Raw genomic sequence first — 16955 nt, 5'->3', positions numbered from 1 at the left:
AGGCTACCCGCCGTCGAGGACGCCGGGCCGGGCAGGTGAGGGGGCGGTCCCGGGCCTGCTCAATCCATGCGCCGGGCGAGCAGGGGAGTGGCGGCCAGCCCCACCACGAGCACGATGAGCACGGGGACGAGCAGGCGCGCCTCGACCCCGGCCGTCGTCGGGGCCACGGCGGCGGTCACGAGCGTGGCCAGGGCGGCGGCTCCCGCCGAGCTCGCCACGGCGGCGGAGGTGGCGGCGCGCGCCTGGCTGATGCCGTCATCGATCTCGGGCGCGGTGATGACTCGCAGCCACGCATCCTGGTTCGTCAGCCCCATCCCTGCCCCGAGGACCCCGAAACCCGCATGCAGGCACCACCAGGGGGCGGTGCCGGCCAGGGCCACGATCATGAGCGCGCCCCCGGAGGCGAAGGCGATCCCCGCCAGGGCCGTGCGGTGCCGCAGGAGCCGGGGATCGCGGGCGGGACGCGCCCCGCAGCGCATTGCGATGACCGACCAGCACACGCCCGCCGTCGTGAGCGCCCAGCCGATCGCGCCCGGGCCCAGCTCCAGCACGTCATGGGCGGCCGGCGCCACCACCAGGTCGATCGTGAAGTAGAGGGAGCACAGCCACGCCAGGGTCCCGACGGCGGCCCTGCGCCCGCGCACCAGCCGCAGGGAGCCCGCGGGGAAGACGCGCGCGCAGGCTCCCACCACGAGGACCATCCCGAGGCCCGCCATCGGCCAGAACCAGGGGAGCGTCGCCTGGGCCGCGCCGATCGCGCCGACCCCGCCCGCCATTGCCAGCGCGGGGATCCATGGCGCGCCGTCGTCCCCGCGCACACGCAGGCCCGCCGCCTCGTGCGCCATCGCCGCTCGCGCCGCCACGAGGATGGGCAGGTAGCCCACGAGCGCCCAGCGCCACCCGGCGGCGGCGCTCAGGGCCGCGGCGTAGGCGGGCCCGATGAGGGAGGAGACCACCCACATCGCCGATCCCGCCGCCGCGTACAGGCGCCGCCAGGCATCCGGCATCCCAGCCACGAGGACCCCCATCGACACGGTGGCGAGGGCCCCCGCCGCCAGGCCGCGCAGCACCTCGCCCAGGATGTACCCCCAGATCGTGGTCGCGAGCGCGCTGATGACGGCGCCCGCCGTGAGCAGCGCGGTCAGAGCCGTCATGAGGGCGCCGACGCGCCAGCGCTCCAACATCGCACCGCCCAGAGGCATCGTGAGGAACGCGGGCACCTGGGCGGCGGCCGTGACCAGGCCGTAGGAGTCGCGGGCGTCGAGGTCGGTGGCCAGCAGCGGCAGGACCGTCTGGTTGATGTAGGTCTGCATCCCCGCCAGGAGCTCGACGACGAGCATCGCCATCGCCAGGTGGCCCAGCCTCGTGGTCAGCAGGGCGCGCGGCGATGGCGGCGGCGCGGGGGCCTGCGTCGTCGGCGATGGGCTCACGTGCCGAGACTAGCGCCGACGAGCGCCGAGCCTCCGGTGAGCGGGTGCGACTGCGCTATGATGCGCTCATGTGGATCACCCGGATGCCGTGACCGGCGGCCAGCAGGCGCCGCCCATGCGGCTGTCCGGACCGCCGCGCCAGATCAGTCGGCCCGTCGAGCCCCGCTCCGGGCCCGCCTCACGCGATTCCGAAGGACTTCAGTGACCCACCCCACTCCCCAGACCGCCGGTCGGCCTGACGACGCCGAGGCCGCCGACGCCGCTGAGGCCCGCGCCGAGGAGATCGTCGCCCGCATCCTCTCCCGCCGGGGGACCGCTCTGGCCTCCACCGCCTCCCAGCGCGAGAACCGCGAGAGCGACGACGGCTCCCTGGAGCGGGAGGCCCGTGCCGCCACGCGGCGCGTCGCCTCCCTGTCCACCGAACTGGAGGACGTCAGCGAGGTCGAGTACCGCCGGATCCGCCTGGAGAAGGTCGTGCTCGTGGGCCTCGACCTGCCGCGCGCCGCGGGAGGCCCTGCCGGGGCGCAGGACGCCGAGACCTCGTTGGCCGAGCTCGCCGCCCTGGCCGAGACCGCCGGCTCCGAGGTCCTCGACGCCGTCATCCAGCGCCGTGACCACCCCGATCCCGCCACCTACTTGGGCGGCGGGAAGGCCAAGGAGCTCGCCGAGATCGTCTCGGCCGCGGGGGCGGACACGGTGATCGTCGACGGCGAGCTCGCCCCCTCCCAGCGCCGTGCCCTGGAGGACGTCGTGCGGGTCAAGGTCGTCGACCGCACCGCCCTCATCCTCGACATCTTCGCCCAGCACGCCAAGTCCCGCGAGGGCAAGGCCCAGGTGGAGCTCGCCCAGCTGGAGTACCTGCTGCCGCGCCTGCGCGGATGGGGCGAGTCCATGTCCCGCCAGGCCGGCGGGCGCGTCGCCGGGGGACAGGGCATCGGCTCGCGCGGTCCCGGTGAGACGAAGATCGAGCTCGATCGGCGCCGCATCCGCGAGCGCATGGCCAAGCTCCGCCGCGAGATCAGGGCCATGGCGCCCTCGCGCGAGGTCAAGCGCGGCTCGCGCCGTCGCGGCCCCATCCCGAGCGTCGCCATCGCCGGGTACACCAACGCCGGTAAGTCCTCCCTCATGAACCGCCTCACCGGTGCGGGGATCATGGTGCAGGACGCCCTCTTCGCCACCCTCGACCCCACGGTGCGCCGCGCCCAGGCCTCCGACGGGCGCGTCTACACGCTCACCGATACGGTTGGTTTCGTGCGCAACCTGCCCCACGAGCTCATCGAGGCCTTCCGCTCCACCCTCGAGGAGGTCGCCGAGGCGGACCTCGTCCTGCACGTCGTCGATGCCGCCCACCCCGACCCTCCATCCCAGATCGCCGCCGTGCGCACCGTCCTGGCGGAGATCCCCGGAGCCCTGGAGGTCCCCGAGCTCATCGTCCTGAACAAGGCCGATCTCGCCGATCCGATGACGCTCGTGGCCCTGCGCTCCCAGCTGCCCGGGGCCCTGGCCGTCTCGGCGCGCACCGGCGAGGGCGTCGAGGAGCTGCGCGAGCGCCTGGAGGAGCTGCTGCCCCGCCCGGATGTGCCCGTCGACGTCGTCGTGCCCTACTCGCGGGGAGATCTTGTCTCGCGCGTCCACGCCGACGGCGAGATCGAGTCCATCGAGTACGTCGAGGCCGGGACGCGCCTGGTCGCCAGGGTCAGCGCCTCTCTCGCCGCCGAGCTCACCGGCGCGGCCCTGTGAGCGATCGGGTGGTGGGCTCACCCGGCGGCGCCGAGGGCGCCGAGGGCCCGTACCCCGCCGCGCTGACAGCGCTGGCGGCCCTCGCCCGCGCCGTCGACGCCATGGGCGGCAGCCCCCGGGCCGGACAGGAGGAGATGGCCTGCCGGGTCTGCCAGGCCCTGGCCGACGGCACCCATCTCATGGTGCAGGCCGGCACCGGCACCGGGAAGTCGCTGGGATACCTCGTGCCCGTGCTCGCCCGCGCCGTCGAGGCGGGGGAGCGGGCCGTGGTCTCCACCGCCACGCTCGCCCTTCAAAGGCAGATCCTCACCAAGGATGCGCCGCTGGCCGCCGACGCCGTCCAGGAGGCCACCGGCCGCGCCCCGTCGATTGCCCTTCTCAAGGGCTGGCAGAACTACTTGTGCCGCCACCGCGTGGCCGGGGGCTACCCCGAGGGCGACGACGCGGACTCGCTCTTCTCCGCCGCCAGCGCCCTGGCCCCCGCCCGCCTGGGGCAGGCGGCATCCACCAGTCTGGCCGAGCAGGTGCTGCGCTTGCGCGAGTGGGCCTCCACCACGGGCACTGGCGACCGCGACGACCTCGTCCCGGGGGTGACGGACCGCGCCTGGGCGCAGGTCTCCGTCTCCAGGGCCGAGTGCCTGGGCGCCTCCTGTCCCTTCCACGACGACTGCTTCCCCGAGCGCGCCCGCGCCGCCGCCGGCGAGGCGGATCTGATCATCACCAACCACGCGATGCTCGGCATCGCCGCCGCCGGCAATCCGAACGTCCTGCCCGAGCACGACATCGTCGTCGTCGACGAGGCCCACGAGCTCGCCGACCGGGTCCGCTCGCAGGGGACCGTGAGCCTATCCGCCGCCGCCGTCATGCGCGTGGCCGCCACCGCCCGCAAGAATGCCGGCGTCATCGCCGCCGACCTGGAGGCCGCCGGTCAGGTCCTCCAGCTCGCGCTCGCCGATCTGCCCGATGGGCGCCTCGAGGCGGGCTTGCCCCAGGCCCTCTGCGACTCCCTCATCAATCTCGACGGAGCCGCCCGGCAAGTGGCCGGCGACATCCGAGAGGCCGCCAAGGCCCGCTCAGGGGACGCCGGCGCAATAGCCCTGGCGCGCACCGCCGTCGCCGACCTCCTCGACGCCGTCGAGCGCATGACCTCGGGCAGTGTGGAGGCCCGCCGGGATGTGGCCTGGATCGAGAGGCCCCGCATGGGCGCCGACCCACCGCGCCTCATGCTCGCACCGATCGACGTGGCGGGCAGCGTTGCCGACTCCCTCCTCGAGGGTCGGGCCGCCGTGCTGACCTCGGCGACCCTCGCGCTGGGCGGGAGCTTCGACCCCATGGCGCGGGCGCTGGGCCTCGCGCTGGGAACCACCGCGTGGGACGGGATCGACGTCGGCACGCCCTTCGACTACGCCCGCCAGGGCATCCTCTACACCCCCACGCACCTGCCCCGCCCCCAGAAGGGCATCTCCGAGGCCGCGCTCGACGAGGTCCTCGCCCTCACCGAGGCCTCCGGCGGTGGGATGCTGGGCCTGTTCTCCTCCAGGCGGGCCGCCGAGGAGGCCGCCTCCCTGCTGCGCGGCGCCACCGGGCTGACCGTCCACGCCCAGGGGGAGGACCAGCTGCCCACGCTCGTGCGCGCCTTCGCCGAGGACGAGGACTCCTGCCTCGTGGGCACCCTGAGCCTGTGGCAGGGCGTGGACGTGCCGGGGAGGGCCTGCCGGCTCGTCATCATCGACCGCATCCCCTTCCCCCGCCCGGACGATCCCGTGGCCAACGCCCGCGCCGAGGCCGTCAGCGCGGCGGGAGGCAACGGCTTCATGTCCGTGTCCGCCACGCACGCCGCGCTCCTGCTCGCCCAGGGCGCGGGTCGGCTCGTGCGCAGCTCGGAGGACCGCGGCGTCGTGGCCGTTCTCGACCCCCGGCTGCGCCGCGCCCGCTACGGGGCCTTCCTGACCCGCTCCATGCCGTCCCTGTGGCCCACGACCGAGCGAGAGGTCGTCCTCGGGGCGCTCAGGCGGCTCGCGGCGGCCGGGCACTAGATGAGCGTGAGACCGGCGGGGACGCCCCGCCGGTGGCGCCCGAGGGGGCGACGCCGAGTCATGCGACTTCGGGGCTTAGGGCCGCTGTGGCGCGCGCCTCTTGCGACTAGGCTGGGCCCTGGGCCGAACGGCCCGTCCCACGAAGATCTGGAGGTTTCCCGTGTCCGACGCCGCGATCACCAACACTGCTGAAGGTTCCTACCCGACGGGCAGGTCCGGCCGCCCCTCGAAGGTCGCCATCATCGGCGCCGGAGCCGTCGGCTCCACCCTCGCCTATGCCTGCGTGACCAAGGGCGTGGCACGCGAGATCGTCCTGCAGGACATCGCCAAGGAGAGGGTCGAGGCCGAGGCCCTCGACATCGCCCAGGGCATCCAGTTCACCTCCGCGGGCGCCGTCTCCGGCTCCGACGACCCGGAGATCTGCCGCGACGCCGACGTCATCGCCATCACCGCCGGGGCCAAGCAGAAGCCCGGCCAGTCCCGTCTCGAGCTCGCCGGCGCCACCGTGGGCATCATGGAGAAGATCCTGCCCAAGCTCGTCGAAGTCGCCCCGCACGCCATCTTCCTCCTCGTGGCCAACCCGGTGGACGTCGTCACCTACTGCGCTCGGAAGATCACGGGCCTTCCCGACAACCAGGTCTTCGGCTCCGGTACCGTCCTGGACACCGCCCGCATGCGCTACCTCGTCTCCCTGGAGACCGGCACCGCCACCCAGAACATCCACGGATACATCGCCGGCGAGCACGGCGACTCCGAGGTCGCCCTGTGGTCGAGCTGCGAGATCGGCGGCGTGCCGATCACCCAGTGGGGCAAGACCCTCGACGGCGGCACCTTCGACCAGGCCAAGCGCGACCGCATCGCCCACGACGTCGTCCGCTCCGCCTACCGCATCATCGAGGGCAAGGGCGTGACCAACTACGCCGTCGGCCTGGCCGTGCAGAAGATCATCGGCGCCATCCTCAACGATGAGCAGCGCGTGCTCACCATCTCCCCGCTGCTGGAGAACTGGCACGGCATCTCGGACGTGTGCATGGCGGTCCCGACGATCGTCGGCCGTGAGGGCGCCGGGCGCCGGCTCGAGTTGCCCCTGACCCTCGATGAGCGCGACCGCCTCACCGCATCCGCCCAGCGCCTGCGCGAGGTCGCCCGCGGCCTGGGCTACTGAGGCCTCGCGCCCGCACGGCGACGGCGCCCCCATCCACAATCGGATGGGGGCGCCGTCGCCGCGCGCCGCTCGCTACAGCGCGCGCAGGACGGTGACGACCCGTCCCATGATGGTGGCGCCATCGCCCGGGATCGGCGCGTAGTCTGGGTTGCGCGGCAGGAGCCACTGGTGCCCGTCCTTGCGGGACAGGACTTTGACCGTGGCCGAGGCGCCATCGACGTCGTCGAGCATGGCGGCGACGATCTCCCCGTTGGCGGCGTCGGACTGGGCGCGGACCACCACCCAGTCGCCGTCGCAGATGGCGGCGTCGATCATCGAGTCCCCGTGAACCTGGAGCATGAAGAGCTCCCCGGAGCCGGTCAGGCGCCGGGGCAGGGCCATGACGTCCTCGACCTCCTGCTCGGCCAGGATGGGCGAGCCCGCCGCGATCCGCCCCACGAGGGGCACTGCCACGGCCTCCCCCTCGGCCACTCCCGGCAGCATGGGCAGGGCCGCGGGAGTGGCGGGGGAGGGGCTGGTCGGGCGGGGGGCCACCTGGAGCGCGGGCCCCTCAGCGGCGACCGTGGAGGCGAGGGCCTCGGGCTCCTCGGGGACGATGACCTCCAGGGCGCGTGGCCGCTTGGGATCGCGGCGCACCAGGCCGAGGCGCTCGAGCTTGTCGAGTTGGTGCTTGACCGACGACGGGCTGGTGAGCCCCACCCTCTGCCCGATCTCGCGCATCGAGGGCGGGTAGCCGTGATCGACGACGGCGTCGCGCACGGCCTCGTAGACCGCGCGGGCGCGTTCATCGAGGCTCGCCAGGATGCGATCGCCACTGGTCGCGCTGCGAGCGCCCTCGGCGCCCCCCGCACCGGGGGTGTCATCCCGGTGGGGGCTCCCCTGCGCGGCACCCCCCTCCGCCCGCCGCGCGGCCGGTCTCCCGGCTCGTGCCTTCGTGGGGCGGTCGCTGCCGCGGGACGTGCTCATCGCGATCTCCTCGATAGTGCGGGCGGTCTGCTGGATCGGGCCGGGGCACTGCGGCGACCACGGGCCCGGAACGGGCGATTAAGGGCGCCGGATTCGTGTCAGTGCCCGGTGATGTCCTGATTGCCGTCAACCATACGGCCGGCCCGCCACTCATTCAAACACATGTTCGAAAGATGCTGGACGTGTCGCGCCGGACTCGCTATTCTTCGAACATCTGTTCGTCGAACATGTGTTCTAGGAGGTTCCCTGTGAGCGCACTCGCACTCCCGCCGCAGCCGTCCCGCCGCCTGCGGATGGTCACACCCTTGTCCGCGCACTCGGCGCCCTCAGCCCCTCGCGCGGAGATCGCCGGGCAGGAGGCGCTTCCGGTGCGAGCCGCCGGGGAGCCTCACCGCCCGCACCTACATCTCGTCACCGGGGCGGATGTCCCGGAGCTTCCTGCCATCGCGGCTCCCGCCGACCTGCGCCGGCGCCCGAGTGCGCCGCGCTCCGCCCGCCCGTGCCCCGCCTCGGATGCTCGCCGGGCTGCCGCGCCCAGGGCGGCTGCGCCGCCCTCCCGCGTGGGGCTCGCCGAACTCGCGGGCCTCGCGCCGGCTCATCCCGCCATCCGCGGCGCCCAGAGGCGCGCCGTTGCGCAAGAGGCCTCTCGGGGAGCTCTCGCCTCGCTGCCGGCGCCGATGCGCTGGGGCGCCGTCTCGATGATGATCGTCGTCCTACTCGCCCTGGCCGCCGCCGCAGGGATCATCGGCAGTGGTCTCATGGCCCCCGTGGAGACCTCCACGGCCACGGTCCAGGAGGGCCAGTCCCTGTGGGACGTCGCCGCCGCCACGGGCGCCCCGGACGTGTCCGAGGCCATGGCGCAGATCGTGGACCTCAATGATCTCCACTCCTCAACGATCCACCCGGGGCAGACCCTCGTCGTCCCTGTCCGCTGACGAATCGCCCAGAGGGGGATCGCTGGGCATGCGGCTCCTTGCGGCGACGGCGGTGGGCGCCTAGGCTCCACGTCACAGGCCATGCTTCAACCCCGAGGAGCCCGCGTGCACTGCCCCTTCTGCCGCCACGACGGCTCCCGTGTGGTCGATTCCCGGACCTCCGATGACGGCCTGGCCATCCGCCGTCGCCGCGAGTGCCCGGCCTGCGGTCGGCGCTACACGACAATCGAGACGGCCAGCCTGTCCATTCGCAAGCGCTCCGGCGCCGTCGAGCCCTTCTCCCGGGACAAGGTGATCGTGGGCGTGCGCCGAGCCTGCCAGGGCCGCCCGGTCTCCAATGATGACCTCGCGCTGCTGGCCCACAAGGTGGAGGAGGCGATTCGCGCCACCGGCCAGGCCATCGTGGACTCCCATGAGGTCGGCCTGGCGATCCTCGGGCCGCTGCGCGAACTCGATGAGGTCGCCTACCTCCGCTTCGCCTCGGTCTACTCCAACTTCAACAGCCTGGAGGACTTCGAGCGGGCCATCGCCGACCTCCGCGCGGCGCACGCCGCCCAGCCCACCGCCCGCGCCTGAGTCACCAGGAGGGCCCGCGGTTCGCGAGTGGTGATGACGGGCGACGACGGCATCGGCGCGCGCCGTCGCCTCAGCGCTCGTCGATCGCGCGGACCAGCCGTTCCACCAGGGACGGCCACGTCCAGCGACCGATCATGAGCTCCCTGCCGGCGGCGCCCATCCGGGCGCGCGCATCGGCATCGGAGAGCTGGCCGATAATCGCTTCCACGAGCGCGTCCTGGTCGCGCCCGTCGACCACGTTCCCGGTCACGCCCTCAACGACGGTCTCGGGCGCACCGCCGCTGGTCCCCGCGATGACGGGTAGTCCCGCCGCGGAGGCCTCGAGGAACACAATGCCCAGGCCCTCGACGTCGAGGCCTCCACCGCGCGTACGGCAGGGCATGGCGAACACGTCCCCCATGGCCACATGCCCGGGCAGTTCGTCGTAGGGGACCTTGCCGGTCAGGATGATGGAATCACGGGCGGAGGAGCGACGCTTGAGGAGCGCCAGGCGGCGCGCGTAGGAGCCCCACCCCACGATGACCAGGCGGGCCCCCGGGACGTGCTCCACCACGCGCGGCCAGGCCTCGATGAGGGAGTCCTGGCCCTTGCGGGCCACGAGCCGGGACACGCACACCACCGTCGGGGCGCCCCCCAGCCGGTAGCGGGCGCGAAGCGCGGTGCGGGCGGCGGGATCGGGGCGGAAGCGGTCGACGTCGATGCCGCTGGGAAGATGGGCGGTGATCGTGCCCGATGGTATGAAGGGGCGCAGGCGGCCGAGCGTGTACTCGGAGATGTAGGTGACGACGTCGGCGTCGCGGAGGATGCGGTGCAGGAGCTGGCGGGAGCCCGGTAGCATGGACCAGCCGACTTCGTGCCCGTGAGTCGTGGCGATGACACGGCTCGCCCCGGCCCGCTTCGCGGCGCGGCCGAGCAGCCCGAGCGGTGCGGCGGCGCCGAACCAGACGGTCTCGATGCCGCGCTCGGCGATGATCCCCCGCATCCTGCTCCGCACCTCCGGCGTGGGCAGGAGCATGCGGGTGGGCATGCGGACGACGTCGAAGGGAACCTCGGAGTCGAAGGCCGCGGCGGTCTCGGGGCCCTCGGGGGGAGTGGAGGCCAGGACGGTCAGATCCGAGGGCGGCAGGCGGCGGGCGTAGTCGTCGAGGTAGGACTGGATCCCGCCCACGACGGGCGGGAAATCGTTCGTGACGAGAAGTGTCCGGCGCATGCCGAGAGTCTAGAAGACCTCTCCGAGACCGGTCGAAAACAGCGGCGAGACCGGTTCCCCGACCTCGCCGTCGGCCGACCGCAGGACAACACCAGTGAGGACGGCGGGGCCCACGATGACCACCGCCCCACCGTCGGCGGCGCCGCAGCGTGACGGGTCAGTCCGACAGGTAGCGCCCCCGCCCCCCGACCCGCGCCATCGACTGGGTGAGCATGTGGCGCACGGATGCGGTGAGTTTGCGGTGCGTCGATAACGACAGCCCTGCGAGCAGGTCGTGCAGCAACTGCTCGTCATCGAGCCCGCCCTCTGCCCCCATGCGCTCTCGCACGTAGTTGTCCAGCTCGCGCGGATGGATCTCCTCGATGGCGACGAAGTCGTACGGATACCGGCGGTAGCCGGTCAGACCAGCCGGATCAACGCCCTCCGGCCAGACGAAGCCGTCCGGGTCGGTGAAGACTCGCGCGCTGCGGATGAGGGTGAGGATCTGCTGTTTCCTCACGCTTCGTGCCTGCTGCATGCCGAAGTCGTAACAGACCAAGCTGAGCAGCCGCTCTCGTGCGATCGGATACTCCTGCTCGCAGATCCGCTCTGCTGCCTCACGTATGATCGCGCGGGCCCGGGGATTCGTCGCCGCCTCGTCGAGAAGCGCGCGCTCAAGGCGCTCGTTCGGCTCGTACGGCACGAAGTCGACGACGGCGCTGAGATCCCTGCGCCGCTCCGGCCGCGCGTGAGACGTTGGCGCTGCCGTGGCGGTCCCGGCGGCGGCGTGGTCGGGCGCTGCCGTGGCGTGCGGCGACGCGCCGGCCTGTTCGAATGGCGTCAAGGCCCGGACTGGGCCGGCCTCGCCTCGGTCAGCCGGTCCGGTCTTAGAGGCCGCGGCGAGATCCAGAATCGAGGCCGGGACTGCGGGTGCGGGCAGGCCCGGGGCAGCGGCGCCGTCGTGCTGCTTGCCGTAGTCCTGCGTATGCTCGACGGCGCCGACAAGACGGGAGACGACTGCCTCCGGGGCCCGGAGCCACTCCGGCATCCAGATCCGCTCGACTCCCGGCCAGTGCATCATGCGCGCGAGTACCCTCGTCGGCAGCACGTCGCGGTCATAGGAGGTGCGCCGGCTCTCCCAGTTCGGGCCGTCGAGCATGACGGCCACCCTCGGTTCGTCGGGGCGATCACCAGGGGCGAGGACGAGGTCGATGCGGAAGTCGGACAGGCCGACGTCGGTGCGCACGGCCAATCCCCGTGCGCGCAGGGCTGCCGCGATCTCCTCGCGGTGCCCGTCGGGGCGCGCCTGACCCGCCGCGCGCGCGGGCAGAGCTCCCGTGCCGTGCTCGGCGAGCAGTAGGTAGCGCTTGAGGTCCTGCAGCCCCGCCGAGGTGCTGCGCTCCGCGTGGAGCGATGCCGGGTCGAAGGAGCAGAAGAGAACGACCTGGGCCCGCGCCCTCGTGATCGCGACGTTGAGACGGCGCTCCCCGCCATGTCGATTGAGGGGCCCGAAGTTGAGCGGGACCTGTCCGTCCTCCCCCGCCGAGAAGGCGACGGAGAACAGGATCGCGTCCCGCTCATCTCCTTGGACGTTCTCGAGATTCTTGACGAAGATACCCCCGGCCGCGTCGAGCGAGGCGGTGATCCTCGGATCGTCGAGCTCGCGCAGGCGGGCCTCGATGAGATCGCGCTGCTGGATGTTGAACGTGACGACACCGACCGATGGTCCCTCGGGATCGGTGGGATCGTCGTCGAATCGGCGCTGGATCTCCTCAACGATGGCCTCGGCCTCCGCCTGGTTCGTGCGATAGGTCTTGCGCGACTGCCCGCGCGGGACGCTGCGCACGAAGTGGCCGTCGACGTGGCGCAGGCTGATGCCGAAGCCATGGGGACCATCGTCCCGCTCGGCCGACCTGGGGCTCGGGAACGAGGACAGTCGGCCCTGGTAGTACGCGGCGTTGGAGAAGGCGATGAGGGATTCGACCCTGCTGCGGTAGTGCCAGGACAGCCAGAACCGTGGGACGTGCGCGGCCACGCACTCGCTGAGGATCGACTCTTCGTCGACGATGTCGTCCTCGCCGTCGTCATCTCGTGAGAGCTCGGCGAAGGATGTCGGAGGCATCTGCTTGGAGTCCCCGCAGATGATGACGCTACGACCGCGCCCCATGGCTCCGATGGCGGCGGCGACCGTGATCTGGGAGGCCTCGTCGAAGACGACGAGATCGAAGTCCTGGCGGTTGGCGGGGAAGAACCGCGCCACCGAGTCCGGGGAGACGAGGACGCATGGGGTGAGGGAGGTGATGAGGTCGCCGAACTCACCGATGAGATCGCGGATCCTCCGCTTCTTACGCTTGCGCTCCAGAGCGGTGCGCAGATTGGCCAGTCGCAGGCCCTCACTCGCCAGGGCGTGGCCCCGGGCGATAAGAGCGTCCTCGACGAGCGCCTCGGGCAGCATACTGCGGATCTCGTCGAGCACCGCTGCGTACTGGGCCACGGTGGTGTTCTGCCGTTCGGCATCGAACTCGTCGAGGCGGCCTCGCTCCCGCTGCGATTCGAGCGTGGCGTGGATGAGACCGATCTCGAGGGCGGTGGAGGCATCCGAGGACAGCACCTCGCCTCGCCGGAGCTGGTCGAGGCAGGATGCGAGGCCGAGGCGGCGGAACTCCGTCCCGGCGCTGAGGAACTCGCTCCAGCCTCGGAGGACCCGTTCTCGGCGCGGGGCGGGCATCGGCAGGAGGGCCTCGATAGCACCTCGCCCGATGCCGACTCGGCTCAGTGCCGTCAGTCCCTCACGGGCCCGGGAGTACGCGCGCATCCATCCCGCGATTGCCGAGCGGTCCGGCCGGATCGCGCATGCGGCGACAATGATCCGCGTCTGGCTGCGCTGCCCTGCGGCGGCCAGATGAGCCCGCTCGAGCAGTTGGCGCAGCCTGTCCCCGGAGGCTGCGGCCGCGGGTCTGTCGAAAGGCGTCCAGTTGCGGATCATCGCGGCGGTCCACGGCAGTAGAGCCGCGTGCCGCTCGCGCAGTTGGTCGCGGCGGCGGGCGAGTGCGATGAGCTCGTCGACGATGCCGAGCAGCGCGGCGGCGTCGTCGGGCATGGGCTTGCCGCTGCGGTGGCCGGCGAGCCGGGCGAGTGCTTTCTCGGCCTTCTTGGACTTGCTGAAGAAGGCGTGCTTGGCGTTGATGAGGCTCTCCCTGACCGCGTCGAGGGGCTCGTCGAGGACGCTCTCCCGGTAGTAGGTGAGGGCCGGGCGCAGGTCGGTGGCCTCGGCGTCGAGCTGCTGGAGGAGCCACTGGGCGTCGCGCACCCATGATGGGTCCGCGATGAGGTCGAGGACACGAGTATCGAGGACGGGATCTTCGAGGATGAGGGCGGCAGTCTCCAACTCATGGTCGGGCATTGTCCCGACGGCGGCCAGGAGCTCGTCGTCGCCGCTCGAGATGACGCTATCCCAACGCGCGGTGGCGGCGAGGACCTCTGAGAGGGAGACGTCGTCGAGAGGCTGGGAGATCACGGGCTCGGAGCCGACGAGCACGTCGCGGTAACGGTCCAGGCACGTGCCGACGGACGGGATGCTCGTGCGCAGAGAAGCGACGTCGCCGTCCGTCATCGCGGCGAGCTGCGCGGGCGTGATCGTGAGGCTCCCGGCCCTGTGACCGGAGTATGCGATCTCGGCCGTTCGGGCACTGTAGAAGGACATGCCGCTCGGGCTGCGCCCGTGCAGGGAGGCGCGGTACTCGGCGAGTCTGGCGCTGTCGGCTCCGGCCAGAGCCATCCGGGATTGCAAGGTGATGCGGTCCGGGTGGGCCTCGAGATCCATCGCGGCGAGGATCTTCCGACGCACGGCGTCCGGGGACTGCTTGCGATCATGGAGGTCGAGGAGGAGCCCGCCGATGCCCGCGTCGCGCAGGCGCCTGGCTACGACCTCGAGCGCCGCCTGCTTCTCGGCGACGAAAAGAACCTTACGGCCTTGCGCGATGGCGCTGACGATGACGTTGGTGATCGTCTGGGACTTGCCGGTGCCGGGTGGGCCCTCGACGACGATCGTGCGCCCGCTGAGCGCCTGGGCGACGACCTCGGCCTGCGAGGCGTCAGCCGCCACCGGGAGCCGGGGCAGGAGTTGCTCGAGGCCGACCACCGGGGCATGCGCCTGTGGGTCGGCGAACTGCTGGTCGGGCGTCTCGATGAGGTGGCGGACGAGGGGATTGCGGGCGATCTCCTTCCACGACTCCTCGAGGTCCTTCCACAGGCGGAAGGTGCCGAACTGGAAGATGCCGAGGTACGTCGTCGCCTCGACATGGAAGGGCAGGCGGTTGTCCGCGAGCACTCGGCGCACGACCTCGAAGAGGCGTGGGAGGTTCAGGCCGGCGGCATCCTCCTCTGGCTCACTCAGCTCCGTGAGGTCGAGGCCGAGATCGATCCGGAGGCGCTCGACGAGGGAGTAGTTGGGGGTGGTTGTGCCCGAGGGATCGATCCGCAGGCGGAAGGGGCTGTGGGCTGAGCGGCGCTCGAGGTCGACGGGGACGAAGACGAGGGGGGAACGGATGGTCGTGCCGCCCGTCTTCCAGACGAGTGAGCCGAGGGCGAGGTAGAGGTTGTTGGCGCCGGTCTCCTCGGCGAGGGTCCTGGCGGTGGAGCGCAGACGGCGCAGGATCGGGTCATAAGTGCCCTCACCCAGATCGACCTCGACCTCGCGGTGGTCCGCCAGCAGCGGAGCGAGTTGCGGAGGATCGAGTTCCGTGCGGAAGAGGCCGCCGATGCGGCGCACCTCGGCGGCCCGCTCGCCAGCGGGCCTCAGCGTGATGTCACGCCCCGCATTCACGAGGTCTTCGAAGGATCCGATAACCGCTTCGGGAACCGCGAGCTCGACGATCCTGTGGCTGTGGATCGCGCTATCCGAGCAGTTGATGAGGCGGTTGCGCAGACTGAGATCGAGGAGCCGTGCCTTCCAGGCCTCGACCCGATCCGGGGCCTTGCTCCGCGTGGGACGGGGCCGGGTGGTGCGGAGGAGCTCGTCGGCCAGTAGGACAGTGTTCGGTCGCGGTGCGGCGACATAGGTGCTCTCAACGATCTCGCCGTCCTCGTGACGGGTTCTCAACGGCATGGGGACGACCCCGCGCTCGCGGGCCGCCCGCACGGGGATCACGACATCGATCTCGGCGGCGTCGACGCCGATGAGCCGACGGGCCGCTTGATGGAGCTGTTCAGCGGTGGCGGAGGCCTCGCCGGTGAGGAGAGTCGTCTCGACCAGGCGGATCTCTCCGAGGTCGATCTGGTTGAGCAGCTCCCACCCGGGCATCGTGAGATCTTCGGAGAGGTGGCGCTGCGTGCGCCAGTAGCCAAGGAGAGCGTGTCCCGGAAGAAGGATGATCAGCGGCTCGATCTCGAGGTACTCCAGAGCGCTCGCCAGGAGGATCGTGGTGTCGAGGCAGGTGCCGAGACGGTTGTCGAGCACGTCCTGCGCAGTGCGCACCCGCTGGCCCGACTCCCCCCAGCTCGTCGGCGGAACCGCGTAGGCCACCCCGGCATCCTGGATGGCACGGCAGACTGCCGCGACGATGGAGCTCACCCTCGCGGGGCCGCCCTCGTAGCCGTTGAGGGACGGCGATCCCGTGGCTGTACCGAGCAGCTGAGCGGCCTGGGAGCAGAGCGGCGCGAGCCTGGGCTGCTGGGGCTGGACGAAAGCGGTCAACGTGGCGGCAGCCTCCGAGGGACGGCCTCGCATCACCCACTGGCGCGGAGTGAGGACATCCGGACCATCAAGGAAGAGGTCGCGTCGCGCGCCTGCCGACTCGAGGAGCAGATGGAGGCGCGAGGGGCTCTGGGCGTCGACCTGGAGCAGGGCCGATCGTTCCGGGAGGATGCTGACGGTGAGGTCCTCCCCCTCCGCGCCGAGCCGGGTCAGGATGACAGGATGGCCGGAGGCGACGCTCTCGCCATCAACCTCGACGCCGATGGTGACGCGGACATCCTCGAGGGGAACCCACTGCCGAGCCCCCTGTTCATCGAGGTCGGTGCCGCGGATATCGACCGGCCGCAGGTGGATGGTCATGGCGAGGCGCGACCCGGCGACGGCGTGGGCATAGGAAACGACCGGGGGAGCATCGACGGAGACCGCGAGGAGGTCGAGCCCAGTCCCAGTCGGCCGTGGCAGAGGCGGTGGCTCGGGCGCCGCGACGCGCGCCGTCTCGTCGTGGGCAGGGGGCAGCGGGTCGGAGACGGCCGGAGCCGCCCCGGCCGCGGTGCGCTCGGCGCGCTTGTCCGAGGGCGTCGGCTCCTCGTGCGCTGCGTCCGGCTCCTCGAGAGAACCTGCTTGGGGAGCGTCCAACGGCTCGACAAGGGACTCGAGCCCGGCGGCGGGCTCCGCCCCCGATGTCTCCATCCTGGTTCCGGCAGCCGCGTGAGCCGCGAGTTCCTGCGAGACCCGGTCGGATGCCTCGACATCCCCGATGATCCGGAGGACCTCAGCGACCTCGCTCAGCGCCAGCAGCATCTCGGAGCGCTCAAGCCTCGCACCGTGGGCGAGCCGGTTGCGCGCGATCCAGATGGCGTGAATCCTGCTGCGCAGGCCTGACTCGACGTTGAGGATCGACTTGCCGCTCCTGTCGCGCCCGGTCAGGGCGAAGAACTGAGTGGAGAGATCATCGAGGTCGGCATCCCCCGGAGCCCCGTCCCACGGCGCCGGGGATAACCGGTCCTGGTTCGGGTACTCGTCAGCCAGGCGTCGGCGGACGTAGGGGCCGAGGCTTTCCGAGAGCGCCTGAAGGGCGTGGAGGAGAGGCTGTCGGTCATCAGGCAAGAGACGGTCCTCTCGATCGGAATGGGGGTGCATATTTTCGCATGCGAGTCCCCTCTGGAACAGAGGACAGCGGAGGGAGCGAGCGGGCCTCCGGGGTGGCGCCATCGCCTCCGACC

The 16955-nt window shown here is 71.8% G+C and carries 9 protein-coding genes; 5 read left to right on the top strand and 4 right to left on the bottom strand.

Features of this window, described 5'->3' with window-relative positions; all coding sequences use genetic code 11:
• Nucleotides 1–59: 59 nt before the first annotated feature.
• On the bottom strand, nucleotides 60–1430 hold the full coding sequence (locus B1H50_RS07290; protein ID WP_080463119.1) for an MFS transporter: 1371 nt from the start codon (nucleotides 1428–1430) through the stop codon (nucleotides 60–62).
• Nucleotides 1431–1631: 201 nt separating this feature from the next.
• Here B1H50_RS07290 and hflX point away from each other — a divergent pair, with 201 nt between their 5' ends.
• From hflX to B1H50_RS07275, 3 genes are all read left to right on the top strand, one after another.
• On the top strand, nucleotides 1632–3170 hold the full coding sequence (gene hflX / locus B1H50_RS07285; RefSeq protein WP_080463118.1) for a GTPase HflX: 1539 nt from the start codon (nucleotides 1632–1634) through the stop codon (nucleotides 3168–3170).
• 101 nt (nucleotides 3171–3271) lie between these two features.
• A complete protein-coding gene (locus B1H50_RS07280) occupies nucleotides 3272–5206 on the top strand; it encodes an ATP-dependent DNA helicase (protein ID WP_188640745.1) in 1935 nt (644 codons plus the stop codon).
• Nucleotides 5207–5366: 160 nt separating this feature from the next.
• Nucleotides 5367–6371, top strand: a complete 1005-nt coding sequence (locus B1H50_RS07275) for an L-lactate dehydrogenase (RefSeq protein WP_080463117.1) — start codon at nucleotides 5367–5369, stop codon at nucleotides 6369–6371.
• Between the two features lie 72 nt (nucleotides 6372–6443).
• Here the strand turns inward: B1H50_RS07275 and lexA are convergent, their stop codons facing one another.
• Nucleotides 6444–7337, bottom strand: coding sequence for a transcriptional repressor LexA (gene lexA / locus B1H50_RS07270; RefSeq protein ID WP_080463116.1), 894 nt, complete (start codon nucleotides 7335–7337; stop codon nucleotides 6444–6446).
• A 248-nt stretch (nucleotides 7338–7585) separates the two neighbouring features.
• Between lexA and B1H50_RS09750 the strand changes: the two genes are divergently transcribed.
• Nucleotides 7586–8272: a LysM peptidoglycan-binding domain-containing protein gene (locus tag B1H50_RS09750; protein ID WP_125898880.1), complete on the top strand. Its 687-nt coding sequence runs from the start codon at nucleotides 7586–7588 to the stop codon at nucleotides 8270–8272.
• 105 nt (nucleotides 8273–8377) lie between these two features.
• Nucleotides 8378–8848, top strand: coding sequence for a transcriptional regulator NrdR (gene nrdR, locus B1H50_RS07260; RefSeq protein ID WP_080463114.1), 471 nt, complete (start codon nucleotides 8378–8380; stop codon nucleotides 8846–8848).
• Nucleotides 8849–8918: 70 nt separating this feature from the next.
• On the opposite strand, the gene B1H50_RS07255 is transcribed toward nrdR, so the two are convergent.
• Both B1H50_RS07255 and B1H50_RS07250 read right to left on the bottom strand, forming a co-directional pair.
• Complete coding sequence (locus B1H50_RS07255; RefSeq protein ID WP_080463113.1) at nucleotides 8919–10058, bottom strand: glycosyltransferase family 4 protein; 1140 nt, start codon at nucleotides 10056–10058, stop codon at nucleotides 8919–8921.
• 157 nt (nucleotides 10059–10215) lie between these two features.
• A complete protein-coding gene (locus B1H50_RS07250; RefSeq protein ID WP_080463112.1) occupies nucleotides 10216–16839 on the bottom strand; it encodes a DUF4011 domain-containing protein in 6624 nt (2207 codons plus the stop codon).
• Between the last annotated feature and the right edge of the window lie 116 nt (nucleotides 16840–16955).

The sequence above is a fragment of the Actinomyces gaoshouyii genome (assembly GCF_002072175.1).
Lineage (GTDB): Bacteria > Actinomycetota > Actinomycetes > Actinomycetales > Actinomycetaceae > Actinomyces > Actinomyces gaoshouyii.
This window is presented reverse-complemented; position numbering and strand designations above follow the sequence as displayed.

Excerpts from the sequence above, each read along its gene's own strand:
- B1H50_RS07280 (WP_188640745.1), top strand. The coding sequence starts at position 3,272 with ATGGGCGGCAGCCCCCGGGCCGGACAGGAGGAGATGGCCTGCCGGGTC.
- lexA (WP_080463116.1), bottom strand. The coding sequence starts at position 7,337 with ATGAGCACGTCCCGCGGCAGCGACCGCCCCACGAAGGCACGAGCCGGG.
- B1H50_RS07255 (WP_080463113.1), bottom strand. The coding sequence starts at position 10,058 with ATGCGCCGGACACTTCTCGTCACGAACGATTTCCCGCCCGTCGTGGGC.